Annotated in this window: 19 protein-coding genes and 1 pseudogene; 13 read left to right on the forward strand and 7 right to left on the reverse strand. The window is 66.1% G+C overall.

Annotated elements, in window-relative coordinates; genetic code table 11:
• The 12 genes from fhuB to J5J86_RS05405 all read left to right on the forward strand — a co-directional run bounded on the left by fhuB (position 1) and on the right by J5J86_RS05405 (position 17,135).
• Positions 1-1,989, forward strand: coding sequence for a Fe(3+)-hydroxamate ABC transporter permease FhuB (gene fhuB, locus J5J86_RS05350; RefSeq protein WP_209105252.1), 1,989 nt, complete (start codon positions 1-3; stop codon positions 1,987-1,989).
• Positions 1,982-3,055, forward strand: a complete 1,074-nt coding sequence (locus J5J86_RS05355; protein ID WP_209103846.1) for a siderophore-interacting protein — start codon at positions 1,982-1,984, stop codon at positions 3,053-3,055. Before fhuB ends, J5J86_RS05355 begins: the two co-directional genes overlap by 8 nt.
• 25 nt (positions 3,056-3,080) lie before the next feature.
• Positions 3,081-4,796 (forward strand): ABC transporter ATP-binding protein, encoded by a 1,716-nt coding sequence (locus J5J86_RS05360; RefSeq protein ID WP_209105253.1) that lies wholly within the window; start codon positions 3,081-3,083, stop codon positions 4,794-4,796.
• A gap of 558 nt (positions 4,797-5,354) precedes the next feature.
• Positions 5,355-6,083, forward strand: a complete 729-nt coding sequence (locus J5J86_RS05365) for an ABC transporter ATP-binding protein (protein ID WP_209103847.1) — start codon at positions 5,355-5,357, stop codon at positions 6,081-6,083.
• Between the two features lie 136 nt (positions 6,084-6,219).
• Positions 6,220-7,308, forward strand: coding sequence for an ABC transporter substrate-binding protein (locus J5J86_RS05370; RefSeq protein WP_209103848.1), 1,089 nt, complete (start codon positions 6,220-6,222; stop codon positions 7,306-7,308).
• Between the two features lie 28 nt (positions 7,309-7,336).
• Complete coding sequence (locus J5J86_RS05375) at positions 7,337-8,209, forward strand: branched-chain amino acid ABC transporter permease (protein WP_209103849.1); 873 nt, start codon at positions 7,337-7,339, stop codon at positions 8,207-8,209.
• Positions 8,206-9,216, forward strand: a complete 1,011-nt coding sequence (locus J5J86_RS05380) for a branched-chain amino acid ABC transporter permease (protein WP_209103850.1) — start codon at positions 8,206-8,208, stop codon at positions 9,214-9,216. The genes J5J86_RS05375 and J5J86_RS05380 overlap by 4 nt, the downstream gene beginning before the upstream one ends.
• Positions 9,213-10,052, forward strand: a complete 840-nt coding sequence (locus tag J5J86_RS05385) for an ABC transporter ATP-binding protein (RefSeq protein ID WP_209103851.1) — start codon at positions 9,213-9,215, stop codon at positions 10,050-10,052. The genes J5J86_RS05380 and J5J86_RS05385 overlap by 4 nt, the downstream gene beginning before the upstream one ends.
• Entirely contained in the window at positions 10,049-12,085 is a 2,037-nt protein-coding gene (locus tag J5J86_RS05390; protein WP_209103852.1) for a hydantoinase/oxoprolinase family protein, read from the forward strand. Before J5J86_RS05385 ends, J5J86_RS05390 begins: the two co-directional genes overlap by 4 nt.
• Positions 12,085-13,734, forward strand: coding sequence for a hydantoinase B/oxoprolinase family protein (locus J5J86_RS05395; protein WP_209103853.1), 1,650 nt, complete (start codon positions 12,085-12,087; stop codon positions 13,732-13,734). Before J5J86_RS05390 ends, J5J86_RS05395 begins: the two co-directional genes overlap by 1 nt.
• A 119-nt stretch (positions 13,735-13,853) precedes the next feature.
• Positions 13,854-16,331, forward strand: a complete 2,478-nt coding sequence (locus J5J86_RS05400; RefSeq protein WP_209103854.1) for a GcvT family protein — start codon at positions 13,854-13,856, stop codon at positions 16,329-16,331.
• A 165-nt stretch (positions 16,332-16,496) separates the two neighbouring features.
• The gene (locus J5J86_RS05405) at positions 16,497-17,135 is read left to right on the forward strand and encodes a helix-turn-helix domain-containing protein (protein WP_209103855.1); all 639 of its coding nucleotides are present in this window, start codon (positions 16,497-16,499) and stop codon (positions 17,133-17,135) included.
• Positions 17,136-17,319: 184 nt separating this feature from the next.
• On the opposite strand, the gene bhcC is transcribed toward J5J86_RS05405, so the two are convergent.
• The 7 genes and pseudogenes from bhcC to J5J86_RS05440 form a co-directional block, all read right to left on the reverse strand.
• Positions 17,320-18,483: a 3-hydroxy-D-aspartate aldolase BhcC gene (bhcC, locus tag J5J86_RS05410; RefSeq protein WP_209103856.1), complete on the reverse strand. Its 1,164-nt coding sequence runs from the start codon at positions 18,481-18,483 to the stop codon at positions 17,320-17,322.
• A gap of 645 nt (positions 18,484-19,128) precedes the next feature.
• A complete protein-coding gene (gene dctP / locus J5J86_RS05415; RefSeq protein WP_209103857.1) occupies positions 19,129-20,157 on the reverse strand; it encodes a TRAP transporter substrate-binding protein DctP in 1,029 nt (342 codons plus the stop codon).
• A gap of 68 nt (positions 20,158-20,225) precedes the next feature.
• Positions 20,226-21,506 carry a TRAP transporter large permease gene (locus J5J86_RS05420; protein WP_209103858.1) on the reverse strand — a complete coding sequence of 427 codons (1,281 nt, stop codon included), beginning with the start codon at positions 21,504-21,506 and terminating at the stop codon, positions 20,226-20,228.
• Positions 21,503-22,107 (reverse strand): annotated as a pseudogene (locus tag J5J86_RS05425) (TRAP transporter small permease). Before J5J86_RS05425 ends, J5J86_RS05420 begins: the two are co-directional and overlap by 4 nt.
• 116 nt (positions 22,108-22,223) lie before the next feature.
• Positions 22,224-22,922: a DJ-1/PfpI family protein gene (locus J5J86_RS05430; protein ID WP_209103859.1), complete on the reverse strand. Its 699-nt coding sequence runs from the start codon at positions 22,920-22,922 to the stop codon at positions 22,224-22,226.
• 425 nt (positions 22,923-23,347) lie between these two features.
• On the reverse strand, positions 23,348-24,313 hold the full coding sequence (locus J5J86_RS05435; RefSeq protein WP_209103860.1) for a CobW family GTP-binding protein: 966 nt from the start codon (positions 24,311-24,313) through the stop codon (positions 23,348-23,350).
• Positions 24,310-25,797 (reverse strand): amidohydrolase family protein, encoded by a 1,488-nt coding sequence (locus tag J5J86_RS05440; RefSeq protein WP_209103861.1) that lies wholly within the window; start codon positions 25,795-25,797, stop codon positions 24,310-24,312. The genes J5J86_RS05435 and J5J86_RS05440 overlap by 4 nt, the downstream gene beginning before the upstream one ends.
• A 214-nt stretch (positions 25,798-26,011) precedes the next feature.
• On the opposite strand from J5J86_RS05440, the gene J5J86_RS05445 reads away from it, so the two are divergent.
• Entirely contained in the window at positions 26,012-26,950 is a 939-nt protein-coding gene (locus tag J5J86_RS05445; RefSeq protein ID WP_209103862.1) for a GlxA family transcriptional regulator, read from the forward strand.
• Positions 26,951-26,982: the final 32 nt, after the last annotated feature.

Raw genomic sequence — 26,982 nt, forward strand, 5'->3', positions numbered from 1 at the left:
ATGAGCCTTTCGTCCATGCCCTGCCCCCGTCGCGGCGCGCCCATCTGGGCGGGCCTGTGCGCCCTGGCGGCGGGCCTGTTCCTCGTCACCCTGTTCCACCGACCCGCCTTGCCGGGAGACGCGGAGATGGCGCGCCGCCTGGCAGATGTGCTGCTCTGGTACAGCCTGCTGCCCCGCGCCGCGACCGCGCTGCTGGCCGGCGCGGCGCTCGGCCTGTCCGGCGCGCTGCTCCAGCGCGTGCTGCGTAATCCCATCGCAGACCCTTCCACGCTCGGCATCGCCTCGGGCGCACAGCTTGCCCTCACCCTTGCCCTCGGCTTCGCGCCGGGCCTGCTCGGCTGGTCCCGGGAGGGTGTCGCCTTTGCGGGCGGGGCGATCGCCGTCTCGCTCGTGCTCGCCATGAGCCTGAGACGGCGGCTCGATCCCGTCACCGTGGTCATCTCCGGCATGACGGTTTCGCTGATGGCGGCGGCCGCCGCCTCGGCCATCGTCCTGGCACGGGGCGAGTATGTGCTCTCGGTTTTCATCTGGGGGGCGGGGTCGCTGCATCAGCAGAACTGGTCCGGCGCGCTCTCCATCGGCACCAGCCTCCTGGTGGGCGGTGCCCTCGCCGCGCTGCTGTCGCGGCCGCTCGCCGTCCTCAGCCTCGACGATGCGGGCGCGCGCAGCCTCGGCGTCGCGCTGCTGGCGGTGCGCGTCGCGGTGATCGCACTCGCGGTGGGACTGGCCGCAACGGTGATCTCGGAGGTCGGCGTCATCGGCTTCGTCGGGCTTGCCGCGCCTGCCTTTGCGCGCATTTCGGGCGCGCGTACCCCCGGGCAGATGCTGCTGCGCGCGCCGCTAGTTGGCGCCTTGCTGCTGTCCATCCCAGACGGCTTGGTGCAGGTGCTGGGTGGCGCGGCGGGCGACGCCATGCCCACCGGGGCGGCGGTGGGGCTGATCGGCGGTCCGGTCCTGCTCTGGCTCCTGCCGCGCGTGACCGCGACGACGCCCCCCGCGCCCGCGTCCGAGGCGATGCCCCGCCGCCGCGCTCGGCCGGGCCGTGGACTGCTGGTCCTCACCACGGGCACGGTGGGGCTCGGCATGCTCTCGCTCGCCTTTGGCAGCGATGGGCACGGCTGGTTTCTCGCCACCGGCGCCCTGTTCGACGACCTCCTTCCCTTCCGCGCGCCGCGCATCGCCGCCGCCGCCATGGCGGGCGGGCTGCTGGGCGCGGCTGGCGGGTTGCTCCAAAGGCTCACCGGCAACCCTCTGGCCGGCCCGGAAGTGCTGGGCGTGAGCGCAGGCGGCGGTGCGGGAATGGCGCTGGCGCTGATCCTGCTGGACGCCCCCGGCATGGGCGTGCTCATGGCGGGAAGCGCGGCCGGAGCGCTCGCCGCTCTCCTCTTTATCCTCGTCATCGGTGCCTGGACGGGCTTCGGGCCGGAACGGATGCTGCTGGCCGGCGTGGCGCTCGGCTGCATGTGCCTCGCCATCCTCTCCGCGGTCTTCGCCGCCGGCGGCTGGAGCACCTTCATCCTCCTCGCCTGGCTCGCCGGCAGCACAGACCGGGTGGGCATGCACGAGGCAGCCATCCTCGCCGGCGGCGGACTTCTGCTGCTCGCACCCTTGCCGCTGCTCGCCCGCTGGCTGGACATCCTGCCGCTGGGCGGGCCGACCGCTCGCGCCCTGGGCCTGCCGCTCACCGCGAGCCGCCTCGTGCTCTCGCTGCTCGCGGCGTTGATGACCGCCCTCGCCAGCTTCTTCGTCGGCCCGCTCAGCCTTGCGGGCTTGCTGGCGCCACATCTTGCGCGGCTTCTGGGTTTCGTGCGGCCGGTCCCCTTCCTGGCGGCCTCGGTGCTGCTCGGCGCGGTCCTGCTCATCCTCGCCGACTGGCTGGGGCGCAACGTCGCCTTCCCCTATCAGATCCCCGTGGGCTTCTTCGCCGCCTTGATCGGCGGTCCCTATCTCATCTTCCTGCTCCAGCGTGGAGGCGCACGCCATGGCTGATCTCCTGATGGCCCGCGCGCAGGTTCGCCTGCCCGATCCGCTCGCCACCATCCAAGCCCTGGAGGCCCATTTCGCAGGCCATGCGACGGTGCGGACCACCGGAGAGGGGGCGGTGGTCGAGGCGCCGCAGTTCGGCCGCCTCACGCTGCGCGCGCATGGCGAGACATTCATCGTCGCCTGCGAGAGCCCCAACGCCCTAGCGCTCGGCTTTCTCAAGATGGTCACGGCGGAGGGCTTCGTCCGGCACGCTCCAAGCGGCTGCGGGCCTCTGGTGTGGACCGGCGACGGCACCGATGGGGGCCTGCCCTTCTTCCGCGCCATGGAGGTGGTGGCGAGCTATCCGGTGACGCGGCGCATGCGCCGTGTGATCCTGCGCGGCGATGCTGGCCACTTCACCGGCCCAGGCCTGCATGTGCGCGTCCTGATCCCGCCGCGCGGGCGCAGGCCGGTGTGGCCGCATGCGGGGGTGGACGGGCGCATCGTCTTTCCGGAGGGCGCGGACGCGCTGGTGCCGCGCGTCTATACGGTGCGCGCAGTGGACACGGTGGCCGGCACCATCGCCATCGACGCCGTGCTCCACGAGGGCGACTGCCCCGGCGCCACCTGGGCGCGGGAGGCGGCACCGGGCGATGCGGTGGGCCTGCTCGGCCCCGGTGGCGCCCGGCCCGAACCGGGGTCCTGGAACTTGTTTGCAGGCGACGAGACCGCGCTGCCGGCCATCGCCCGCCTGCTGGAAGCTCTGCCGGCGCAGAGCGTGGCGGTGGTGCGCATCGAAGTTGCGGATGCGGCCGAGCAGCAGGTTCTCGCCACACCTGCCCGGCTTGACCTGCGCTATCTCCCCCGCGACGGCCGTCCGGCGGGCCGCGCGGGCCTGCTGCCGGCGGCGATCCGAGACCTTGCCTTTCCTGTGGACCTCGCCACCGCCCGCGCCTTTGTCGGCTGCGAGCAGGCCGAAGCCCGGGAGATCCGCAGTTTCCTCACGAAGGAGGCCGGCTTCGACAAGGCGCACCGCATGGTCGCCGCCTATTGGCGCCTCGGTCATGCGGGCGTGGACATCGGGGACTGAGACGGCGTAGCAAGCAGCCATGACCATCCTGAAACAGTTCGCCGCCTATTATGCGCCCTACCGGGGCCTGTTCCTGCTGGATTTCTCCTGCGCCATCCTGTCCGGGCTTCTGGAACTGGGCTTTCCCATGGCGGTCGCCCTGTTCGTCGACCACCTTCTGCCCGCGCAGGACTGGGGGTTGATCGTTGCCGCCGCCATCGGCCTGCTGGCCATCTACCTGGTCAATACCGGGTTGATGGCCATCGTGACCTATTGGGGGCACATGCTCGGCATCAATATCGAGACCGAGATGCGCCGGCGCGCCTTCGACCATGTGCAGAAGCTGTCCTTTTCGTTCTTTGACAATCACAAAACCGGCCATCTGGTTGCCAAGCTGACGAAGAATCTCGAGGAGGTCGGCGAGGTCGCCCATCACGGGCCAGAGGACGTGTTCCTGGCGGTCATGACTTTCATCGGCGCCTTCGCGCTGATGCTGACGGTCAATGTGCACCTGGCCCTGATCACCGGCGCCATCGTGCCGGTCGTGGCCTGGGCCACCACCCATTACGGGCGGGAGATGACGGACAATTTCCGTACCCTGTTCGGCCGTGTCGGCGCCTTCAATGCCCGGATCGAGGAGAATGTGGGCGGCATCCGCGTGGTGCAGGCGTTTGCGAACGAGGACCATGAGCGCCAGTTGTTCGCCGCCGACAACGGCCTCTACCGCACCACCAAGCTTGCCGCCTACAAGCTCATGGCCGGAAATCTCGCGCTGAGCTATCTAGGCATGCGCCTCACCCAGGTGGTCGTGATGCTGGCGGGCACCTGGTTCGTCATCCGGGGCGATCTCAGCAATGGCGGCTTCGTCAGCTTCCTGCTGCTGGTGGGCGTGTTCTTCCGCCCCCTGGAGAAGATCGCCGCGGTAGTGGAAATCTATCCCAAGGGCATAGCGGGCTTTCGCTCCTATCTGGATTTCCTCGCCACCCGGCCGGACGTGGCGGACCGCCCCGGCGCGCGCCCGCTGGGCCCGGTTCGGGGCGAAATCCGCTACGAGGATGTCAGCTTCGGCTATACTGCCGGGAAGAGCGTCCTGAACCATCTCAGCGTCCAAATCCAAGCGGGCGAGACGGTGGCCTTTGTCGGCCCCTCGGGCGCGGGAAAGACTACGCTCTGCTCTCTGTTGCCGCGCTTCTATGAGCCGACCTCGGGGCGCATCACCATCGACGGCACCGATGTGCGTGACGTGACCCTCGCCTCGCTCCGCCGCAGCATCGGCATCGTGCAGCAGGACGTGTTCCTGTTCGCCGGTACCATTCGCGAGAATATCGCCTATGGACGGCTCGACGCCGACGAAGCGAACATCCGCGAGGCCGCCCGCAAGGCCCGGCTGGATGAGATGATCGCCGGCCTTCCGGCGGGGCTCGACACCCTCATTGGGGAGCGCGGCGTGAAGCTGTCCGGCGGCCAGAAGCAGCGCCTCGCCATCGCCCGCATGTTCCTGAAGGACCCGCCCATCCTGATCCTCGACGAGGCCACCTCGGCGCTCGACAGCGAAACGGAATTCGAGATCCAGAAGGCGCTCGCGGCGCTCTCCGAGGGGCGCACCACGCTGGTGATCGCCCATCGCCTCTCCACCGTGCGCAATGCCGACCGCATCATCGTCGTGACCCGGGAAGGTGTGGCGGAACAGGGGGCCCATCGCGACCTGATGGCAGCGGGCGGTCTCTATTCCCGGCTGGTGCAGACACAGTTCGCGGTCTGACTTCCCCTGACGCGCCCAGGGCCAGCCTGCGCCCGCGGGCAGCCCGGTTGGGCGCGACCCAGATCGGGCGGTCCAAGATCTGGCTAGACTTACCGCTCTCCACATCGCCGGTGCCTTCGCCGCCGATGGGGTATCGAGGTTGCGGGCCCGGTCCGGTGCCTCAAGTGTCTTGAAACCGCCTTTGCTTTGAGGTGATCCAAGGCACGGTGGGAGAGAAGAAGGCGCGGGAGATCTGGTGCCTCTGTGGGCGCGACAAGGCTCGGGAGGTGCTGGAGATGGGGCTCGTGACCCGCTCAACCGCCTCCCGCTTGAACGCCTCCGGAAAAACCCGACGCCGTGGGCCCATCGAACACTCCTGTGAAGCTCGCAAAAGCTGACATGGGTGTCCACAAAACCGAGGGAGGATCACGCCCGCTCGCCATCGAGCGCCTTCTCCCGAGGGTCGAGACTCAACGCAGTGCGTACAATGGAGGCAGTCCCGCTTAAAAAAACCTCTTCACACTCATGAAAATTTATGACCAAATTTCACGACTGGGAGCCCCCAGTGGAGGTCGCGCCATGAGTGAGCAACTCCTGACGGTGGATGGACTGACTGCCGGCTATATTTCCGGTGTCGACATCATCGCCGATGTGTCGTTGTTCATTCGGCGCGGCGAGGTGGTGGCACTGCTCGGCCGCAATGGCGCCGGCAAGTCCACTCTCATCCGCACCTTGAGCGGCCAGCTTCGGGCCCGCACGGGTACCGTGATGCTCAGCGCACAGAATGTGTCGAGCGTCCCCGCCGACCAGATCGTGCTGGCCGGCGTCGCCACCGTGCCGGAAGGCCGGCGGGTCTTTCCCACCATGACGGTGCAGGAAAACCTCACGCTCGGCGCCTATGGCCGCAGCCGCGGCCTGTTCGCCAGCGCCGACCTGACGCGAATCTACGACATCTATCCGCGCCTCGCCGAGCGCCGGAACCAGCTGGCAGGAACCCTTTCCGGCGGCGAGCAGCAGATGGTGGCCATGGGCCGCGCGCTGATGGCCGATCCCATCCTGCTGCTCATGGACGAGCCGTCCATGGGGCTCGCGCCCATGCTCATCGAGGGCGTGTTTGACATGATCGACCGGCTCGCGCGCACCGGCATGACCATATTGTTGGTCGAGCAGAACGCGGCCTCCGCCCTGGACGTCGCCGACCGTGCCTATGTGCTGGAGCGCGGCCGCATCGTGCAGTCAGGCACGGCCGATGAACTCAGTCGCAGCGCCGATATCCAGGCCCACTATCTCGGCACCCAAGACGCTTGAATTGCGCGGGCGTCTGCCCGCCAGCCGAACAAGATCTCAAAAAACACCTTCCAGAACTCGGGACATACGGAGAAGACACATGAAGCGGGGCGGGTTTTCCACTTTCGCAGGTCCAGTTTTCGTTGCGGGCTCCCTGATGCTCAGCGGGCCTGTGCTCGCCAAGGAGATCAAGGTCGGCTTCTTCTGCCCCATGTCGGGGGCGGTGGCCGTCTATGGCAACGATTCCATGCGCGCCATCCAGTTCGGACTGGACGAAATGGCCAAGTCCGGCGCGCTGGGCAAGAACACCATCAAGCTCATCCCCGCCGACAGCGCCGGCAACCCGGCCCAGGCCGCGCAGGCGGTGCAGCGCATGATCGACGCCGACGAAGTGATGGCGGTGCTGGGGGGCTGCACCAGCCCGGAGACGGCGGCCGTTGTTGAAATGACCGAGCCGGCCAAGGTGCCGCTGCTCTCCCACCTCGCCCAGGACACCAACCTGACCCAGAAGGGCAACAAGTGGTTCGCCCGCATCGCCCAGAGCGCGAAAGTGTTCGCCTCCAGCGCCGCGGAATGGAGCATCGAGAAGCAGAAGGCGAAGTCGATCTACATCCTCGCCCGCAACGACAATTACGGCCAGTCGCTCGCCGATGCGTTCGAGGCCAAGGCCAAGGAATTGGGGGTCAATGTGGCCGGTCGCGTCGCCTACGAGCCGGCCGGCAAGGAGTTCAAGCCCATCCTCGCCCGCATGATGGAGACCAAGCCGGACCTCGTCTCCATCCTCGGCTTCTATACCGATACCGGGCTGATCGTGAAGCAGATGGGCGAGTTGCAGATCAAGGTGCCCGTGTTCGCCAATACGTCGCCGGCGCTCAGCCAGTTCAGGGACATTGCCGGCCCCGCCGCCAATGGCGCCTATGGCGCGCTTTATTACTATCCCGGTTCCATCGACAGCCCGCGCGGCGCCGAGTTCATCAAGGCCTGGAAGGCGAAGTTCGACCGCGAGCCCACCCAGTATGAGGGCATGGGCTATGACGGGATCTATGTCCTGGCCGACGCCATCAGCCGCGCGGACAAGGCTGGCAAGCTGAATTCCGAGGGCATCCGCGACGCGCTGCTCACCACCAAGGACTATTCCGGCGCCACCGGCGAGATCACCATCCTGCCCAATGGCGATGTGAAGCGCCCGTTGCCTTTCGTGCAGCTGGAAGATGGTCAGCTCAAGCTCGACTATCTGATCAAGTGACCGGCTCCAGCACGTACGGTCAACGCCCGTGAACCTCGCAATCCAGATCCTGAGCGGCCTCGCCGTAGGGTGCATCTACGGCCTCGTCGCGCTGGGCTTCAGCATGATCTTCCGGGCCATGGGGCTCGTGAACTTCGCCCAGGGCGACATCATGATGGTGGGCGCCTTCCTCGGCTACACCGCCTTCCTGGTCCTGCCCGACGCGCCCTTCCTCCTGGTGCTGCTTATCGCCATGGCGGGGGCGGCTTTGCTTGGCGCGGTCATCGAGCGCCTGGCCTTCCGGCCGGCGGTCCAGCGCAAGGCGGACCAAATCTATCTGGTCCTCCTCACCCTCGGCATCGGCATGGTGCTGTCCAACGGCGCCCGCCTTTTATGGGGCGCCGATCCGGTGGTGTATCCGACACCGCTGACCCACGAGGTCATCATGGTGGCGTCCTATCCGCTGCCGGCGGTGTATCTCTACATCCTCGCCATCATGCCGGTGCTCCTGGTGGCCCTGCACCTGTTCTTCCGCCGCACCTGGCTGGGTCTTGCCATGCGAGGGGCAGCGGATGATCCGGCAACCGCCGCCACGTTCGGCGTCAGCAGCGCCGCCGCCGCCACCTGGGCGTTCGCCATCGCCTCGGCGGTGGGTGCGCTGGCCGGCGTGCTCTACGCGCCCATTACCTATGTCTCGTTCGACATGGGCATTGTCGGCGTGAAGGCTTTTGCCGCCGCCGTCATCGGCACCTTGGGCAGCATTCCCGGCGCGGTGGTGGGCGGGCTCATCATCGGGCTTGGAGAGACCATTGGCGCGCAGTTCCTGGCCACCGAATACCAGGACAGCATCGCCTTCCTCATCATGATCGCGATCCTACTGGTCAAGCCGACCGGTTTATTCCCGTCCGGGGCGCGCACATGAACCCAATCTCCACCACAACCACCACAACCACCACAGCCCCGAGCGCCGCACGCTTTGGCCTCGGCGCTCATGGCAAGGATTGGCTGGCCTTTGCCCTCATCATCGCCGGGTTCGCGGCGCTGCCCCTGCTGGGCGGTGGCTTCACGCTCTATCTCGGCTGCATCATCATCTATTTCGCCATCGCGGCGCTCGGCCTGCAGATCATGGTCGGGTTTGCCGGCCAGCTCTCGCTCGGCCACGCCGCCTTCATCGGCATCGGCGCCTATGGCACGGTCATCGCCGAGCAGCGGCTCGGCCTCTCCTTCGTGCCGGCCAGCCTGATCGGCACGCTGGCCGCGACGCTCGCCGGGCTGGTGATGGCGCAGCTGATCCGGCTGTCGGGCATCTATTTCAAGATCGCCACCTTCGGCTTCGGCATCATCGTCCATCAGGTCATGACCAACTGGGTCGGCCTCACCGGCGGCACGGCAGGGCTGAAGGGCATCCAGCCCATCGAGATCCTCGGTTTTTCCTTCGCGAGCCGCATCTGGCTCTATCGCCTGGAACTGGGCGCGCTTGTGGTCATCTATGCCCTGCTGCTGCGGCTCACCCACGGGCGCATCGGCCGGGCGTTCCGGGCGCTGGGGCAGAACGAGGCGGCGGCGCGTAGCATCGGCGTGCGCACCACGCTCTACCGCATGGCCGCCATCACGCTTGGCTGCGCCATCGCCGGTTTCGCGGGCACCTTTATGCCTCATGTGATGCGATTCGTGAGCCCGGAGACCTTCAACTGGCATGAATCCCTGGTGCTGCTCATCATGATCACCGTGGGCGGGCTCGCCAGCCTGCCCGGCGCCATCATCGGCGCTGTGGTCATGATCGCGCTGCCGGAATACATGCGCGAGCTCGCCGAGTACAAGATGCTGGCCTATGGGCTGCTGCTGATCGTCTGCCTCACCTTGATGCCCAAGGGTGTGGCGGGGGCGGTCGATGGGGTGTGGCGGCGCGTGATCGGGAGGGGCGCATGAGCACCACCGCTCCCTCCGTGCTGGAGCTGCGCGGTGTCACCCGCAAGTTCGGCGGGCTGGTTGCGGTCAACGACCTTTCCATGACCGTTGCCGCCGGCAGTATTCACGGCCTGATCGGTCCCAACGGCGCCGGCAAGAGCACCGCTTTTGACCTGATCTCAGGCCTCACCCGCATCTCCGCCGGACATGTCCTGTTCTCCGGCGCCGACGTGACAGCCACTTCGCCGGAATACCGTGTCCGCCTCGGCCTCGCCCGCACCTTCCAGACCCCGCGCCTGTTCGAGCAGATGTCGGTGATCGAGACGGTGATGACCGGCACCCATATTCACGGGCGCATGGGCTTCCTCGGCAGCCTGTTCGCCGTGGGAGCCAAGGCGCGCGAGGAGGCCCAAACCCGCGCCAGCGCACAAGACCTGCTCACCCGCGTCGGTCTCGGTGACGACGGTGGCAAGCTGGTGACGGAGCTGTCCTATGGCCGGCGGCGACTGGTGGAGATCGCCCGCGCGCTCGCCACCCGCCCGCGCATCCTGCTGTTGGACGAGGTGACGTCGGGCCTCAACCCGTCGGAGACCGACGCGATCGGCGCGCTCATCCGCGCGCTGGCCGCCGAGGGCATGACCGTGGTCCTGGTGGAACACGACATGCGCTTCGTCATGGCCCTCTGCCAGACCATCACCGTGCTCAATTTCGGCTCGCAGATCGCGAACGGCCCGCCCCAGGCCGTCTCCAGGAATGCGGACGTCATCACCGCCTATCTCGGCCAGCCCAAGTCCGGAGGTCTCACCCGCGGGGAGATGCGCCGGGCTGCGGCCGCTGAACGGAAAGCTCACCCATGACTGGACTGATCGGTGTCGATATCGGCGGCACCAATACGGATCTCATCTTCCTCGACCATGCCGCGGGTCGCTTGATCACCGCCAAGGTGCCCACCACAGCCCACAACCAGGCCGACGGGCTGATCGAGGGCATCGCGGCGCTCGGGGTCAATCTGGACGAGGTGGACCTTCTGATCCACGGTACCACGGTGGCCACCAATGCCGCCATCGAGCGCAAAGGCGCGCGCTGCGGGCTCATCGCCACCATGGGCTTCCGCGACGTGTTGGAGCTGCGCCGCCGGGATCGGCCGAAGACATATGGTCTGCGCGCAGAATTCCAGCCGCTCATCGCCCGGCGCGACCGACGGGAGGTGACCGAGCGCATCAGCGCGGAGGGCGAGGAACTGACCCCGCTGGACACCGAGGCGCTGGCCCGCGAAGTCACCGCGCTGCGCGATGATGGCTGCGAGGTGCTGGTGATCGCCTTCTTGCACAGCTACGCCAACCCGGCCCATGAGCGCGCGGCACGCGACATCGCGCTCGCCCTCTGGCCGAACCGGAACGTGGTCATCTCCTCCGACGTGCTGCCCACAATGCGCGAATTTGAGCGCACCAGCACCACTGCCATTTCCGGCTATGTGCAACCGCTCATCGGGCGCTATCTGGAGCGGCTCACCGACAAACTGGCCGCTGGCGGGCTCGGGCGGGACCTTCTGGTGGTGCAATCCAATGGCGGGGTGATGGCCGCCCCCCTCGCCACCCGCTTTGCCGCCAACACCATCCTGTCCGGCCCTGCGGCGGGTGTGACGGCAGCGGCCGCCATTGCGGGCGAGCTCGGCATCGCCGATGCGGTGTCGTGCGACATCGGCGGGACCTCGCTGGACATCTGCATCATCCGTGACGGCAAGCCGAGCCTGACCCAGCAGACCGCCATCGATTTCGGCCTCCCCTTGGCCCTGCCCATGCTGGACGTGTCGGCGGTGGGCACTGGCGGCGGCAGCCTCGCGCGGGTCGACCGCGCCGGCCTGCTCCAGGTGGGGCCGGAAAGCGCCGGTGCCTCCCCGGGCCCGGCTTGCTACGGGCGTGGCGGAACCATCCCCACCGTTACCGACGCCTGTCTCGTGCTGGGCCTGCTGGTGCCTGACCGCGCCATCGGCAAATCACGGGGCGCGCCCCTGAAGATCGAGCCGGCCCGCGCCGTCATCGCTGAGAAGATCGGCGCCCCTCTGGGCGTTGGCGTGGAAGAGGCGGCGGAAGCCATCCTCACCGTTACCGGCGCCAAGATGGCCGGCTATGTCAGGCGCAAGCTGCTGGAACGCGGCCTCGATCCCCGCGACTTCTCGGTCATCGCCTTCGGCGGCGGCGGCCCGCTCCATGCCAACCGCATGCTGCGGGAAGTGGGGCTGAAGCGGGTGGTGGTGCCCTATTTCCCCGGCATCACCTCGGCGCTCGGCTGCGTGCTGGGCGACCTGCGGCACGATTTCATGCGCACCGTGAACCGCACCCTCGCTCAGCTGGCCTCCACCTCGCTGGCCGCGCTCAGCGCAGAGCAGGCCGCGGAAGGGCGGAGCGTGCTGGAAAGCGAGGGCGTGGCCCCCGACGACGTGGTGGTCACACTGGGTGCCGACATGTGCTACCGGGGCCAGTCCAACGTCATCCCCGTGGCGCTGCCGCCTGAGGCTGCAACCTCCTGGGCGGCGGTGCGCGCCGCCTTTGAAAAGGCCTATCGCGAACGCTACGGGCGCCTCCTGGACAATGCCGACATCGTCCTTGCCAACATCCAGGTCACCGTTGGCACGGCGCAGGTGCAGAAGGGCGGCATTGGCGCCCTGATCGCCTTGCCTGACGGCCCCATGCCGGAGCCCGGCAGCACACGGGTCTTCTTCGCCGGCACGTGGCAGGATGCCGCTCGTTATGAGCGGCCGGCCCTGCCAGTCGGCGCCGTGGTTGCGGGCCCCGCTCTCCTGCTCCAGGCCGACACCACCACCTTCATCGAGCCGGGCTATCGCGCCACGGTCCATCCCACCGGCAACATCCTGATCGAGGCCGCCTGATGTCCTCCATCGATTCCATCACCCTGGCGGTGCTGCACGGCGCGTTCGAACAGATCGCCGAAGAAATGGATACGGTGCTGGCGGCCTCTGCCATTTCGCCGGTGATCGCCGACGCGTGGGACCGCGCCAGCGGCATCTTTCACCCCGAGAGCGGAGAAGTGGTGGCCCAAGGCTCCACGGGCCTGCCCATCTTCATCGTGGTGATGCAGCACACGGTGCAGGAGGTGCTGAAGGCATTTCCTCCGGAGACGATGAAGCCGGGCGACGTCTTCATCATCAACGACCCCTATCGGGGTGGCACGCACACCATGGACGTGAAGTTCGTGCGGCCCTATTTCCGCAACGGCGAGCTGCTCGCCATCGTCGCCAATACCGGTCATTGGCCGGACGTGGGTGGCATGACGCCGGGTGGCTTCACCCCCGCCTCCACCGACATCTACCAGGAAGGCATGCGCTTCCCGCCGGTGCGCATCTACGAGGCGGGAAAGCTCAACGAATCCCTGGTGGAGGTGATGCTGGCCAATATGCGCGTCGCCGAAGACCGGCGCGGCGACATGGCGGCGCAGCTCAGCGCTCTCGATCTCGGCTGCCGCCGCCTCGAAGAGCTGTTCGACCGCTATGGCAAGGACCTGATCTTCACCGCCATCGCGGAGCTGAAAGCCCGCTCCGAGCGGCTGATGCGCGACCATATCGCGGGTATTCCCGACGGCGTGTATCGCTTCCAGGACTACATGGACAATGACGGCATAGAGCCCGAACCGCTGCTCATCGACCTCAAAATGACCGTCGAGGGCTCGTCCATTACCTTCGACCTTTCAGGTTCTGCTCACGCCTGTCGCGGGCCATTCAACAGCCCCTATTCCAGCACCATGAGCGCGCTGATGATCGGCGTGAAGCACGTGTTCGACGACGTGCCCATCAATGCCGGCTGCTTCACGCCGTTCACGATCATTGTGCCCAAAGGCAACATGTTCAACCCGTTGCCGCCGAGCCCGGTGTCCGGCACCACCACCGAGACCGCCCAGCGCCTGGTCGGCGTGACCATGGGCGTGCTGGCGCAAGCCATCCCGGACAAGGTGCCGGCAAGCCCGTTCGGCACCGGCACCAATATCGGCATGGGCGGCAATTCCCCCACCCATGGCCGCTATGCCACCATCTTCTATTTCGGCGGCGGCTATGGCGGCCATGTGGACCAGGACGGGCTGACCAACGGCGCCACCGTCATCTCGGCGGCGCGAAACTCCTCCGTTGAGGTGCTCGAGCATTCGGTGCCGCTGCTGTTCACACGCCACGCCGTGCGTGAGGACTCTGCTGGCACCGGCGCCCATCGCGGCGGCTTCGGCGTGGAGATCGACTTCCACCTGCGCAATGGCGATGCCTATCTCACCCTGGTGGGCGACCGTGCCCGCTTCGGCCCCCCTGGCATCGCGGGCGGGGCGCCGGGCAAGAGCGCCGACCACACCTTCCATACCGGCGGGAGGGACTTCAAATCCGAGCATCTGAGCAAGATCGACCGGCTCTATCTGCGCCCCGGAGACGGGGTGCGGCTGAAGACCCCGGGAGGCGGAGGCTATGGGCCGGCGCAGGCGCGCGATCCGGCCCTGCACGCCAAGGACATTGAGGACGGGCTGGTCCACGACGGAAACTGATCGTCCCCACCGCGCGGACGGCGGCCCACGCAAGCTGCATTCCAAACTTTCACAGATGCGAAATTCATGACCCGCCCCTTCACGGCGGGCGCCGATCCCAGGATCGGCCGGAGGCTTCCATGGTTGAAATTCCCCAGCGCGCACAGGTGGTCATCGTCGGCGGTGGCATCGTCGGCTGCTCCATCGCCTATCACCTGACCCTCCGCGGCATGACGGACGTGCTGCTGCTTGAACGCAAGCAACTCACCTCCGGCACCACCTGGCACGCGGCGGGCCTGGTCGGCCAGCTGCGCGCCACGCACAACCTGACTCGCCTCGCCCAGTACACCGCAGAGCTGTACGGCAACCTGGAGCGGGAATCCGGCCAGGCCACGGGCTTCCTGCGCATCGGCTCCTTGGCCCTCGCCAGCACTGCGGCCCGCATGGAAGAGTTGCGGCGCGGCGCCTCCATGGCCCGCTGCTTCGGGCTGGAGGTCAACGTGCTCTCCCCGGAGGAAGCGCAAGCGCTGTGGCCGCTGATGGACGTGGACGGGCTGGTGGGCGCCGTCCACCTGCCGGGCGACGGCCAGACCAATCCCATCGACACCACCCAGGCCCTCGCCAAGGCCGCCCGCATGCGCGGCGCCCGCATCCTGGAGAATGTGAAGGTCGAGGAAATCCTGCTGAAGGACGGCCGCGCCACCGGCGTGCGCACCGCGACCAGCACCATCGAGGCGGAATATGTGGTCAATGCCGCGGGCATGTGGGCCCATGGGCTCGCCGCCAAGGCCGGCGTGACCGTGCCTCTGCACGCGGCCGAGCACTTCTACATCGTCACCGAGGCCATTCCCGGCCTGCCCCGCCACCTGCCCGTGCTGCGCGACGGCGATGCCTGCACCTATTTCAAGGAGGATGCGGGCAAGCTGCTGGTGGGCTGGTTCGAGCCGGTGGCCAAGCCCTGGGGCATGGCCGGCATTCCCGAGACCTTCTGCTTCGATTCCCTGCCCGACGATCTCGAACATATCGAGCCGTTGCTGGAGAAGGCGATCGCTCGCGTCCCGGCCCTGGGAAATGCTGGAATCCAGCTATTCTTCAACGGCCCGGAGAGCTTTACCCCGGACAACCGCTATCTGCTCGGTGAGACGCCCGAGGTGCGCAACCTGTTCGTGGCCGCCGGCTTCAATTCCATCGGAATCCAGTCGGCGGGCGGCGCCGGCAAGGTGCTGGCAGACTGGATCATCGATGGCCACCCGCCCATGGACCTGTGGGACGTGGACATCCGCCGCGCCATGCCATTCCAGCGCAACAAAAGCTACCTGAAGGACCGGACGGTGGAAGCCCTCGGCCTGCTCTACGACATGCATTGGCCGTTCCGCCAGCCCGCCACGGCGCGCGGCGTGCGCCGCACGGCACTGCACGATCGGCTCGCCGCCTCAGGTGCCTGCTTCGGTGAGGTGGCCGGCTGGGAGCGTGCCAATTGGTATGCCCCGCCCGGCATGGAGCCGCGCTACGAATATAGCTACGGACGGCAGAACTGGTTCGAGGCCTCCGCCGCCGAGCACCGTGCCGCCCGCGAGGCGGTGGCGCTGTTCGACCTCTCCTCCTTCGGCAAGTTCCTGGTGGAGGGCCTGGACGCCGAAGGCGTGCTGAACACCATCAGCGCCGGAAACCTGGCGGTGGAGGTGGGGCGCATCGTCTACACCCAATGGCTCAATGCCCGTGGCGGCATCGAAGCGGACCTGACCATCACCCGGCTCGGCCCCGAGAGCTTCCTGGTGGTGACCGCCGCCGCCACCCAGACACGCGACCTCGCCTGGCTGCGCCGACACATTCCTTCGCAGGCCCGCGTGCACGTCTTCGACACCACGTCCGGGCTGGCGACGCTGGCCGTCATGGGGCCGAACTCGCGCCGCCTGCTGGAGCGGCTGACCGACGCGGACCTCTCCAACGCGGCGTTCCCCTTTGCCACCTCCCGCGAGGTGGACATGGGCCATGCCCGGGTGCGCGCCTCGCGCATCACCTATGTGGGCGAACTGGGCTGGGAGCTCTACGTGCCCACCGAGTTCGCCGCCGGCCTATTCGACGCGCTGGTGGCCGAGGGTGCGGATCTCGGCCTCAAGCTCGCCGGCTACCACGCCCTCAACTCGCTGCGCATGGAGAAATGCTATCGCCATTGGGGCCACGACGTGACCGACGAGGACACCCCCCTGCAAGCGGGCCTGGGCTTTGCGGTCGCCTGGACGAAGCCCGATTTCATCGGCCGTGACGCGCTGTTGCACGAGAAGACGGCGCGGCCGGAGCGCCGTCTGTTGCACTTCGCCATCCCGGACCCCGAGGCCCTCCTTTATCACAACGAGCCCATCTGGCGGGACGGTCAGCTCATCGGACGCACCACCTCGGGCATGTTCGGACACACCGTCGGCAAGTCGCTGGCGCTGGGCTATGTGGACAACCCGGATCGGCTGACCGATGCGCAATTGCTCGCCGGACGGTTCGAGATCGAAGTAGCGGGTCGGCTCATCCCAGCCGAGGCCACCGCCAAGCCCTTCTACGATCCATCCAACGCTCGCGTGCGAGACGTGCACGACTTGCCTTCCCCTGCCGAGATGGCGTCATGACCGGGGCGGGGATGCGCGCCAAGCTCCAGGCTTGCAGACCCACGGGCACATTATCCTCCGCTGAAGGGAGGAGTGGCGCCGTGAATTTCGTCACGGTAGGTTGAAATTGAGACAGGCGGAACGTTTCCGTTAGAATACCGCTCCTGCGCAGCCCCCAGAAGTCGAATGCCTCCAAGACCAGATCTCAAACCTGCCCCGCCGCCCTCCACGCCGCCTTCGCCGGAGGCGCCAGATGCCAACCGGGTGAACACCGAGGCGGCGGTGGGCCACCAGATCCGGGAACTGCGCAAGATCAAGAACAAGACACTGCAGCAATTGGCTTTGGAGGTCGGCATTTCGGTCGGCTATCTCAGCCAGATCGAGCGCAACCAGTCCAAGCTGCCCATCGGCGTCCTGCGCAAGCTCAGCGATGCCCTGGGCGTCCACATCAACTGGTTTTTCCAGGGCGCGCAGAATACCCCGCCGGATGAGGTCGACTTCATCGTACGCCAGGCCAACCGGCGTCGACTGAGCTTTACCGGGCTCGGCATCCAAGAGGAATTGCTGTCGCCGAACCTCAGCGGTCCGCTGGAACTGCTTTTGAGCACGATCGAGCCGGGCGCCGACAGCGGCGACTACAGCCATGGTGGCGCGGAGGCGGGATTGGTGCTGTCCGGAGCCATGGAGCTGTGGGTGGACGGCAAGAAGTTTCTCCTCACGGCCGGGGACAGTTTCTCCTTCAGCAGCAGCTTCACGCATCGCTGCGCCAATCCCGGCACGGAGCCCACCAAGGTGGTCTGGGTCATAACCCCTCCGCACTACTGAGCCTCCGCATCCACCCGTGCAGTTGAGGGCGTCATACCTGTTCAAGCGCTCCCGGGGATTTAGGCCGACTAGAACCGGGAATTTCAGGGTTAGAGCTGATTCCGGGGGCCGGAGAGCCATTCATGAGCGCCATCGGCGGCTTGTTGCTGATGGCGCTGAGCGGGCCAGTTTTATTTGGGGAAGATCAATAGGCCTTGCCGCGAGCACTCACTGGCCACAGCGTCTCGACCACGCCGTTGCGCACCCCGACATACCAGTCGTGCATGTTGCAAGTGGGGTCACAATGGCCCGGCACGAGGCGGAGCTTCTCGTTGATCGCGAGCACGCCGCCCGGATCGGAGATGACGCCGTGCTCGTCCGAGCAGCTCACATAGGAGACATCGGTCCGTCCGTAGATGACGGGGAGGCCCGAATCCACTGACTGCACTTTCAGGCCTGCGTCGCAGATCGCCTCACAAGGCTTGGCATGGCTCATCACGGAAGTGAGGATGAAGAGCGCATTCTCCCATTCGCCCTGATCCAGGCGACGGCCGCCAGCATCGCGGATGCGACCATAGTCGGCATCCATGAAGGCGTAGCTGCCGCACTGGAGTTCATTGTACACGCCGGACATGCTCTCAAAGTAATAGCTGCCGGTGCCGCCGCCGCTGACCAGTTCCGGCTTCAGCCCATTCTGCTCAAGCAGCCCCACCACGTCCCTCACCTGGGCGATGGCCGCATTGAGCTTTGTCTTGCGGTCCTCGAACGTATCGAGGTGCTGCATGGCGCCCTGATAGGCCTGGAGACCGGTAAAACGCAGTTTTGGGGCGCTATCTATACTCTTGGCGATGGCGAGTGCCGCTTCGGCGGAAGTCACTCCGCAGCGGCCCGCGCCGCAATCGATCTCCACGAAGCAGTCGAGCGTGGTGCCGTGCCTGATCGCGGCGGCGGAGAGTGCGGAGACGTTGTCCATATCATCAACGCAGACGATCACCCGGCCACCCAAGGCAGGAAGCCGCGCCAACCGATCGATCTTGACCGGATCGCGCACCTCGTTGGAGATCAGGATGTCCGTGATGCCCGCGCGTGCGAAGACTTCCGCTTCCGACACTTTCTGGCAGCAGACGCCCACCGCCCCACCGAGATCCTGCTGCAGGCGCAGCACGTCCACCGACTTGTGCATCTTGCCATGGGGGCGGTGGCGCATGTGGTTGCAGCGGGCGTAATCGCCCATCTTGCGGATGTTCCGCTCCAGCGCATCCAGGTCGAGGATCAGACATGGGGTCTGGATGTCGCACTCCGCCATGCCGGGGATGGCGGGCACGGCAAAGCCGACGTCGGCAAGGGTGAAGGCGCTGTGAGAAGGCATCTGAGGTCCTTTTCGGCCTGAATCGCTTACGGATCGCTGCCTCCGGTCAATGAGGGCGTGCCGCGCAACGTTGCCGTGTCGTGCGAGATACTGCACGCGCCGGAGCCGGAAGGCGATAATGCCCGAAGTGATTTTGGAAAAGGCGGGCAAGCGGTGACTTCTCGCCAGCGGCCTTCCGGACGACGATGCCGCGTCGCTTGCCGGCTCCGACGCGCGGCAGCATACTTGGCATCATCGGGCGCAGTCCGGTCCATGCCTCGCCCCGATCGGTCCATTTCAGTCCGTGGACAATGGTCGAGACCTTGTTCCAGGCCCCCGCGTTGCTGCCGGAGAGTTGCCCGCCATTGGCAAAGGATGTCTCCATCGCGGACCATCGGTGACGATCAAGGATCGCCACCTGGAATCGGCGCTGGCTCGGCGCTAGAGCATGCGCCGATCAGATGGCATCGCCATCTGATCGGATCACGCATTCTCTATCAATGGGTTAGAGGGCGATTCACCCATCAGATTGATTCAATCTGATGGGATCGCGCTCTAAGAGGCTGTGACCCCAGTCATTCCGGCGCCGACTATGGCGATATGAGGCATTGTCTCCGCACCATCGAAGGTCGACATCGAACGCATGGGGTCGCGCCGCAGCGCGTGTCACTTGCCCGAGGCCGCGCTGCCACGGCCCAGCTTCGCCCGTTCCGTTTGGAGCGCCGCCACGATTTCGGGGTCGAGCGCCTTCATGTGCTTGTCCACGACGGGCCGAAGCTTTTCCTTGATCGCCCCGATCGTCGCGGCATCCAGCACATTAGACTGGAGCCCCGCAGCCTGCATCTGCTTCAGCGCCTCCGGAGAGAGCGCCCGGTTCGCGTCGCGCTCGGTGGTGCGCGCCTCGGCACATGCGTCGCGCATGATGGCCTGATCGGCCGGCGACAGGCCGTCGAAATACTTTTTCGACATCAGCAAGGTAACAGGCGCATAAAAGAGGTTGGCCTCCGTTATGTATTTTTGCACCTCGAATATCTTGTTCGCGAAGACCAGCGGGTATGTTCCGGTCTGGCCATCGATGGCCTTTGTCTCAAGGCTGGTATAAACCTCCGTGTACGGCATGGGCACCGCGTTGGAACCAAGGGTATTGACGACGTCGATCATGACCGGGTTCTGGATCGTTCTGATCTTCAGGCCGCGGAAATCATCGAGCCCCTTGATCGGCCGGCGGCTGTTCGTCACCTGATGGAAGCCCGCTTCCCAGAAGCAAAGCCCCACCAGCCCCTTGCTGTCGAGACGACGCAGCATTTCCGTGCCCACGGGCCCGTCGAGAATTGTGTCGGCCTCCCGGTCGGTCTCGAAGATGTATGGCAGATCAAACACGCCGAATGCCTTGTCCACACCGGAAAGGGCGGCGGTGGATGTCACGACAACCTCGAGGATTCCCCCTTGAGCCGCCGAGATTGATTGAACCTCTGGCCCGATCTGGCCCGACGGAAACCCTCTGACCCGGATTCGTCCACCCGTCTTCGCCTCCACGACCTCGGCGAATTTCTTCACCCCCAGGCCGTAGGGATGGTCGGCAGCCGTGGCATAGCTGACGCGGATCGTTTCCGCGCTTGCGGAGCCCAGGACGGATAGGGGCGCGGCCATGAGCGCGAGCGCCATTGCCGATGCACGTAAGCAAGTCATCTTCATACAACCCTCCTGTCGAGCAAAGACCCTGGCTGGGCCGAACGTGTGATATGAGCCTCGTGTCCGCTGCCTCATCCGCCAATCAGGCGGGCCGGCCAGGGAACGAGCTGGGGGAACAGGACCATTAGGCCGAGGACAACAAGCTGGGCGATCATGAACGGCCAAACGGCCTTCATCAGGTCTTCCATGTCGATGCGCGCGACGCCGGCCACAACGTTCAGCACCGTGCCGACGGGAGGCGTGATCAGGCCGATCGCGTTGTTCACGATGAACAGCACGCCGAAGTAAACCGGATCGATGCCGGCCTGCTTGATCACTGGCATCAGGATCGGCGTCAGGATCAGGATGGTGGGCGTCATGTCCATCGCGGTGCCGACAATGACGACCAGGACCATCATGGCGACCAGAAGCAGCGTCTGGTTCCCCATGAAGGGCTGCAGCAGGTCGACCAGCGTGAGCGCGACCTCGGATACCGTGAGCACATAAGCCGAGACGATGGCGGCGGCGACGAGGAACATGATGACGGCGGTCGTCTTCGCTGCGGTCACGAATACGATGTAGAGCTGCGCGACCTTCAGTTCTCGATAGATGAACACTGCAACAAACAGCGAGTAGACTGCCGCCACCACGCCGGATTCCGTCGGTGTGAAGACGCCGAACTTCAGACCGACGATGATGATCAGCGGCAGGATGAGCGCCCAGACGCCGTCACGCAGGGCCCGCAGGAGGTCGGTGGCGGATTGGCGCGGAGGCGTGACAAGGGTTTCCTTCCGCACTTCCCACCACCAGGCGGCCGCGAGGCCAAGGCCGATCAGCGCGCCCGGCACCAGTCCCGCGAGAAACAGCTTGGTAATCGAGACGTTGGCCGCCACGCCGAAGATCACGAACCCGATGGAGGGCGGGATGATGGGGCCGATAATGCCGGAAGCTGCGATGAGCCCCCCGGCGCGCGCCTTGTCATGCCCGGCCCGTTCCATCATGGGCACGAGCAAAGCGGACAGGGCTGCCGCGTCCGCAATGGCGGAGCCGGAAAGGGCGGAGAGGATACAGGCGGCGAGGATGGCCACGTAACCGAGACCGCCCTTGACGTGCCCCACCACCGCGAGCGCCACGTTGACGATGCGCCTGGAAAGGCCGCCGGTATTCATGACCTCACCGGCCAGCATGAAGAAGGGCACGGCCATGAGCGGGAAGCTGTCGGCGCCGTTGATCACGTTCTGCGCGACGATCTGGGCGTCGAACACGTCCACATACAGCATCAGGGCGATGCCGGAGATCAGCAGGGCGTAGGCGATCGGCATTCCAATGCCCATCGCCCCCAGCAGCGAGCCGACAAAGATGGCGATGGTCATCGCTCGGACCTCGGCGTGGCGGTGGAAGACCCACCCGGAACCGTTTCGTGCAAGTCGCGTGCGGCGAGTTCGCGCTGTAGCTCTTCCAGTTGCTCTTGCTCTTCGGAGTCCTTGACGATGACCAACTGGTCGTCGGAGAGCGTGCCCGCCACCGCACGGCGCAATTCATCGAGGATGATCAGCCCGGTCGAGATGCTGAAGACGATGCCGGCGCCATACAGCCAGGCTGCCGAGGCGCCCGAGGCCGGGGCGGTCACCTGCCAGTTGATCAGGGTCTGCGCCCAGCTACCCTTGAGGAACAGCACGGTGGCGTAGAGCATGAGCACCTGGCTGAGGATCAGGCAGGCCAGCTTGCCCTTGCGCGGCAGCCTCCGGACCACGGTGTCCACGCCCAGATGGCCATGCTCGCGCAGGGCGACAATAGCGCCGAGAAGGTCAGCCAGACGAACAGCCAGCGGGACAGCTCTTCCGAAACGGTAATGCCGGAGTCGAAGGCGTAGCGCAGAACGACATTTCCGAAGACGAGCACGACCATGATCGCCAGGAACAGCGCGATCAGGATCTTGAGAAGACTGAAGTACCCCTCGATCAGCACTGTCATGCGTCCCCCGCAGAGATGTCATGTGCCTCGACCATCGCGCCCCTTCGAGGAGCGCCAATCTGGCCGCTCCTCGTCGCCGCGCTGCGCGACCGCGATCGCCCGCGCTCCGTGACGCCCTATCCGGCGCGCTGGGCGAGCCGGGATGCCGCCAGGCTCACAGCCTCGCGGCGCCGCGCCTGCCCCGGTGCCATCCTCTCGCGCATGAGGGCGAGCACCTCGGCCGGAGCCGTATCCGGCGAGCCCGACGTAAACGGCGGGGCCGGGTTGTATTCCATCCGAAGCTGGACCATTTCCGCGGTTTGCCGATCGATCAGCAGGGACACCAAGGTCAGGGCGAAATCGATGCCGGCGGTGATGCCGCCGCCGGTGATCCGGTTGCGGTCGACGCACACCCGCTCTTCGGACAAGGTCGCGCCGAAGGGCGCGAGGGCGTCCCGCGCGCTCCAATGGGTCGCCGCGCGGTACCCCTCCAGCAATCCGGCTGCGCCGAGCACAACTGAACCGGTGCAGACGGACGTGATGTATTTTGCACCGACCGCCTGCCTGCGCAGGAAATCCAGAACCTCATCATCGTTGAGCAGGGTATCCGTCCCGTAGCCACCAGGGACGCAGATCACGTCCAGCTGAGGGCAGTCGGCGAAGGTGCGGGTCGGTGTGAGCGTCAATACGGAATCACTCGGCACCGGCTCAATGCGCTTCCAGACCAGGTGAACCTCGGTGTTGGGTGCACTGGAGAAGACCTGAAGCGGGCCCGTCAGGTCCAGCTGCGTGACCTGCGGAAAGACGAGTAATCCGATCTGAATTGAGTTTTCCAAGAAGGTCTCCCGTGTCTTCACAAGAGAAAGAATGACATCAACCGCTTATGTCTAAAATGACATATTTCCCTCATAAACTGCCAAACCAGCCCTGTCCGGCTCTCTGGATCGGTCTTGGCTTTCTTGAAATTTGAAGGCATCGCGGGCCGCAGCGCGCCAGCAATGCCTTCTCTGCGGCGGCGTGAGGGCGGCGTGCCGGACGCGGAACGTCACCCCTGATGAATGACGATGTGCCTCGCAAGTGGCCATGCCGTCACTGCCAAGGGATGCGCGAGCAGCCTCATCTCCGCTCGCCTCAGGAGTTTTTACTGGCGAATATTTAGGCGGTTGCGTTCAAGTTGGGCGCCATAACGGGCTCCACCATCTTTGGTGTGCGACGCGACACACCGAATGCCGCTGCGGCGTGCGCGATGGGTGTATTTGGATCACCCCGCCGTTGGATCGCGATCGTCACGGCGTGGCAGCGCCGTCACCGCCCCATCCAGGAGCCCTGTGGCCTTGCTGCGATCCAGCCGACCGAGCTCGGCAATAAGAACCAGGCGGTTCATGGGGCCGGTCCCCGACGCGGCGGCGGGCGAGAGGGTGACGCGCCGGCCCACAAGCTGGAATAGCACCGGCTGGTCAGACTGATGATCGAAGGTCACGAAACCCTTGGCGCGGAGCAGATCGGACGAAAGCGCGTCGACGGCCCGCTGGAATCGGGGCAGCGATAAAGGGGTGTTCGCCGTCCAGCTCATGGTCTCGAAGCGCTCGGCCGCGTCGAAGGCGTGCAGCGATGGTCGGGCCGCCGGCACGTGATGGCCCTGCGAAAACAGCAGGGGCGAGGGGACTTTGCCTTCGATCGCGGTGAACGTCCGCTTCCCGCCATGCCGGCTGGCGATGCCGGAATGCACATCCTCCAGCTCCGAAGGCGCCAGGAGGTCCGGCTTCGTCACAATGACGAAATCCGCTGCGCGTAATTGCGATCGCCAAAGGCTGTCTTCGAGAAGCGCGGGCCTGTCCGCGACCTGGCGGGCATCGACCACGCACACCACAGTGTCGAGAGGCGTGGCGGCAAACACCATCGGATCAAGCAACGCCGACATGATGGAGGCCGGATCGGCGGCACCACTGGTCTCGATGACAATCGCGTCGGGACAGGGCCGCCGGCGCGTGAGCATCACCAGCGTCCGCAGCAGATCGCCTTCCAGGCTGCAACAGATGCAGCCATTCTTCAGGCTGACGATCCCCTCCGCCGCCGGCGCCAGAAGCGCGGCGTCCACATCGATGGCGCCGAAATCATTGACGATGGCGGCGATGCGCCGGCCATCGGGATTGCGCAAGAGGTGGTTGACCAGCGTCGTCTTGCCGGCCCCGAGCGCTCCCGCCACCAGCAGGACGGGAACCGTCATTGCGCCACGGGCCGGCGGACCGGACGGCCGGGGCGCGCCTCCTGGATCAACTCGCCGTCGGCGATGACCGGAACGCCGCCCACCAGCAAGTGGCGAACGCCTTCAGACGGCCGGTTGGGATGGCGAAAATCGGCTCGGTCGGTGAGCGCATCGAGATCAAAGCACACGATGTCGGCATCGCAGCCCGGCTGGATGCGGGCCTTGCGGCGCATGGCGGGCGTACTCTCTTCCAGCAGCCTGGCAGGGATCAGCGTGCATTTGCGTATGCCTTCCAACAGGGACATGGCCTGCCGCTCCCGCACCCATCTGCGCAGAAAGCGCGTGAATGTCCCGCTGGACCGGGGATGGGAGATCACGTCATCCGGCAGCGGCCATTGATCGCCCAGATAGGTGGAGCCGTCTGGAAGCAACCAGGATACGGCATCGGAGGCGATGGCACCGCCCGGATACAGAATGGACACATCGAGCAGATCCCGATGGCGATCATTCACCGCAACATCCAGGAAATGCCACAGCACCAGGGCTCCAGGATCCTGCGCCTGCGCCGCGACGAGATCGTCGCGGTCCAAGTAGCGGTGGCCCGAAGTCAGATGCTCGATCGTGTCGTAGCCCCCGCCCGTGCGCTCCGGAAACGCCGGATCGCAGAAAAAGGCCGCCCCGATGACCGTCGAGCCCGTGCCATAGGGATAGGCTTCCACCGTGACCTTGAGGCCCTGAGCCTGGGCCTTGGCCACAAGCTCGGCTGCGCGCTCCACGTCCTGGAGGCTGGTCGAGTTGAAGTGACAGATATGCATGTGGGCGCCGGTGGAGCCGGCGAGTCCGATCAGGCGCGTATAAGCGTCAATGGAGCTTTGGGGGTCGATGTTCGACATGTAGGCGATATGCGTGAAGGTCGGCACGCCGATGGACGCTGCGAGGCTGCACAGTTCCGAGATTTCCTTCACCCCGGCACCCGGCGCATAGGCATTCGGGAAGCCGATGCCGATGCCGCCCTGGTCGAGCCCGGTGCGCACCCGCTCCAGGATGCTCGCCATCTCGGCCGGATTGGCGACATCGACCGTCCAGCGGCTGTCCGCCATGGCCCGTCCCATGCCTGCCAGGCTCGACTCCGTCTGTTGCGCCGTCATGGCGGCGATGCGGGTGAAGATCCAGCCTGTGGAAGCCCCGTAATTCAGGACGCGCCCCGCATGGGCCTGCTCGTCATACCAGCGCGCCACCGGCCACACGCCGACCTCAAGCTCCAAGGTGGTGGTGACACCGTCGAAGGCCTGCATCCGGTCGGCGGGAAGGCATTGCCCGTGGGCGTGCAGGTCGATGAAGCCCGGTGCGACAACCAGGCCATGGGCCGCGATGGTTTGCGCCGCTGGCCCGAGGTCCCATCCGATCGCCGCGATGCGGCCGTCGCGGAGCGCCACATCGGCGATGCCATCATGGCCCGTCTCGGGATCGAGCACCCTGCCGCCGATCAGAACCATGTCATGCATGCGGGTTCAGCTCACTGTGACCGCGGCGTCTCAGCCGACAAGAAGAGAGGAGCCCAAGCCCGGGGAAATCCCGCACGCGCAGGCACGCATGCGGTGACGGGGCCGATGCGAACTGGAGCGGCAATGACATCTCCCACGTGAATTTGACGACGACAGATTGGCATGACTATGAAAATGAGAGAATGTCGTTGTTCCCTCGATTTCGGACATCCAGATGATTGGCGTCCTTGTCTTTCCCGATTTCCAGATCCTGGACGTGGCCGGGCCGATCTCGGTCTTTGAAATTGCAAAGCGCTACGCGGCAAAAGTGCCGGACCTGCGGGTGGTGGCGCTCGCCGAAGGGCCGGTGCGCAGTTCATCGGGCGCCGCAATGCTCGCGTCCGACGCGCACGCGTGCCCCCCGATCTCCACACTCATCGTCGCTGGCGGAGAGGGCGTTCAGGCCGCATTGGCCTGCCCGGCCACCCTGACGTTTGTGCGCGAGGTTGCGGCGAGCGGCGCGCGCATCGCGAGCGTCTGCAGCGGGGCTTACATCCTGGCCGCAGCAGGGTTGCTGGACGGCCGCCGCGCCACCACCCACTGGTCGCATACGCGCGATTTCATATCGAGCTTTCCGAAGATCAAGTTCGAGCCGGACAAGATTTTCACGCGCGACGGTCATATCTGGACGTCAGCCGGCATCTCCGCGGGCATTGACCTTGCGCTGGCGATGGTGGCCGAGGATCAGGGCGACGCGGTCGCGCGGCAAACCGCTCGCCAGCTCGTGCTGTATCAGCGCCGCAGCGGCGGGCAGTCCCAATTTTCCTCCCTTCTCGAATTGAAGGCGCCCAATGGCCGGTTCGCGGCGCTTCTCTCATGGGTCCGCGAACATCTCGATGCCTCGCTCACCGTCGAGCAGCTTGCGGAGAGGGTCGGCATGAGCGCGCGCCACTTTGCGCGGGCCTTTGCTGCCGAGACCGGGACAACGCCCTCCAAGGCAATCGAGAGGCTCCGTCTCGAGGTGGCACGCGAGCGGATCGAGTTTTCAAGCGAGACGATCGACGTCGTTGCTCAATCCGCGGGGTTCCGCGACGCCGAGCGCATGCGGCGCGCCTTCATCCGCGCCTTCGGCCAGCCCCCGCAGGCCATTCGTCGCTCCAGCCGCGCTGCATGAGGCGGCGTCTGGCCCGATTGCGCGCTCAGGTG

It is taken from the genome of Aquabacter sp. L1I39 (assembly GCF_017742835.1).
Lineage (GTDB): Bacteria > Pseudomonadota > Alphaproteobacteria > Rhizobiales > Xanthobacteraceae > L1I39.

Bases quoted from the DNA above. Each gene is read 5' to 3' on its own strand.
- J5J86_RS05445 (WP_209103862.1), top strand. From the start codon at position 26,012: ATGATTGGCGTCCTTGTCTTTCCCGATTTCCAGATCCTGGACGTGGCC.
- J5J86_RS05435 (WP_209103860.1), bottom strand. From the start codon at position 24,313: ATGACGGTTCCCGTCCTGCTGGTGGCGGGAGCGCTCGGGGCCGGCAAG.
- J5J86_RS05355 (WP_209103846.1), top strand. From the start codon at position 1,982: ATGGCTGATCTCCTGATGGCCCGCGCGCAGGTTCGCCTGCCCGATCCG.
- J5J86_RS05390 (WP_209103852.1), top strand. From the start codon at position 10,049: ATGACTGGACTGATCGGTGTCGATATCGGCGGCACCAATACGGATCTC.
- J5J86_RS05370 (WP_209103848.1), top strand. From the start codon at position 6,220: ATGCTCAGCGGGCCTGTGCTCGCCAAGGAGATCAAGGTCGGCTTCTTC.
- J5J86_RS05420 (WP_209103858.1), bottom strand. From the start codon at position 21,506: ATGACCATCGCCATCTTTGTCGGCTCGCTGCTGGGGGCGATGGGCATT.
- J5J86_RS05380 (WP_209103850.1), top strand. From the start codon at position 8,206: ATGAACCCAATCTCCACCACAACCACCACAACCACCACAGCCCCGAGC.
- J5J86_RS05440 (WP_209103861.1), bottom strand. From the start codon at position 25,797: ATGCATGACATGGTTCTGATCGGCGGCAGGGTGCTCGATCCCGAGACG.
- dctP (WP_209103857.1), bottom strand. From the start codon at position 20,157: ATGAAGATGACTTGCTTACGTGCATCGGCAATGGCGCTCGCGCTCATG.
- fhuB (WP_209105252.1), top strand. From the start codon at position 1: ATGAGCCTTTCGTCCATGCCCTGCCCCCGTCGCGGCGCGCCCATCTGG.
- bhcC (WP_209103856.1), bottom strand. From the start codon at position 18,483: ATGCCTTCTCACAGCGCCTTCACCCTTGCCGACGTCGGCTTTGCCGTG.
- J5J86_RS05400 (WP_209103854.1), top strand. From the start codon at position 13,854: ATGGTTGAAATTCCCCAGCGCGCACAGGTGGTCATCGTCGGCGGTGGC.
- J5J86_RS05365 (WP_209103847.1), top strand. From the start codon at position 5,355: ATGAGTGAGCAACTCCTGACGGTGGATGGACTGACTGCCGGCTATATT.
- J5J86_RS05385 (WP_209103851.1), top strand. From the start codon at position 9,213: ATGAGCACCACCGCTCCCTCCGTGCTGGAGCTGCGCGGTGTCACCCGC.
- J5J86_RS05405 (WP_209103855.1), top strand. From the start codon at position 16,497: ATGCCTCCAAGACCAGATCTCAAACCTGCCCCGCCGCCCTCCACGCCG.
- J5J86_RS05395 (WP_209103853.1), top strand. From the start codon at position 12,085: ATGTCCTCCATCGATTCCATCACCCTGGCGGTGCTGCACGGCGCGTTC.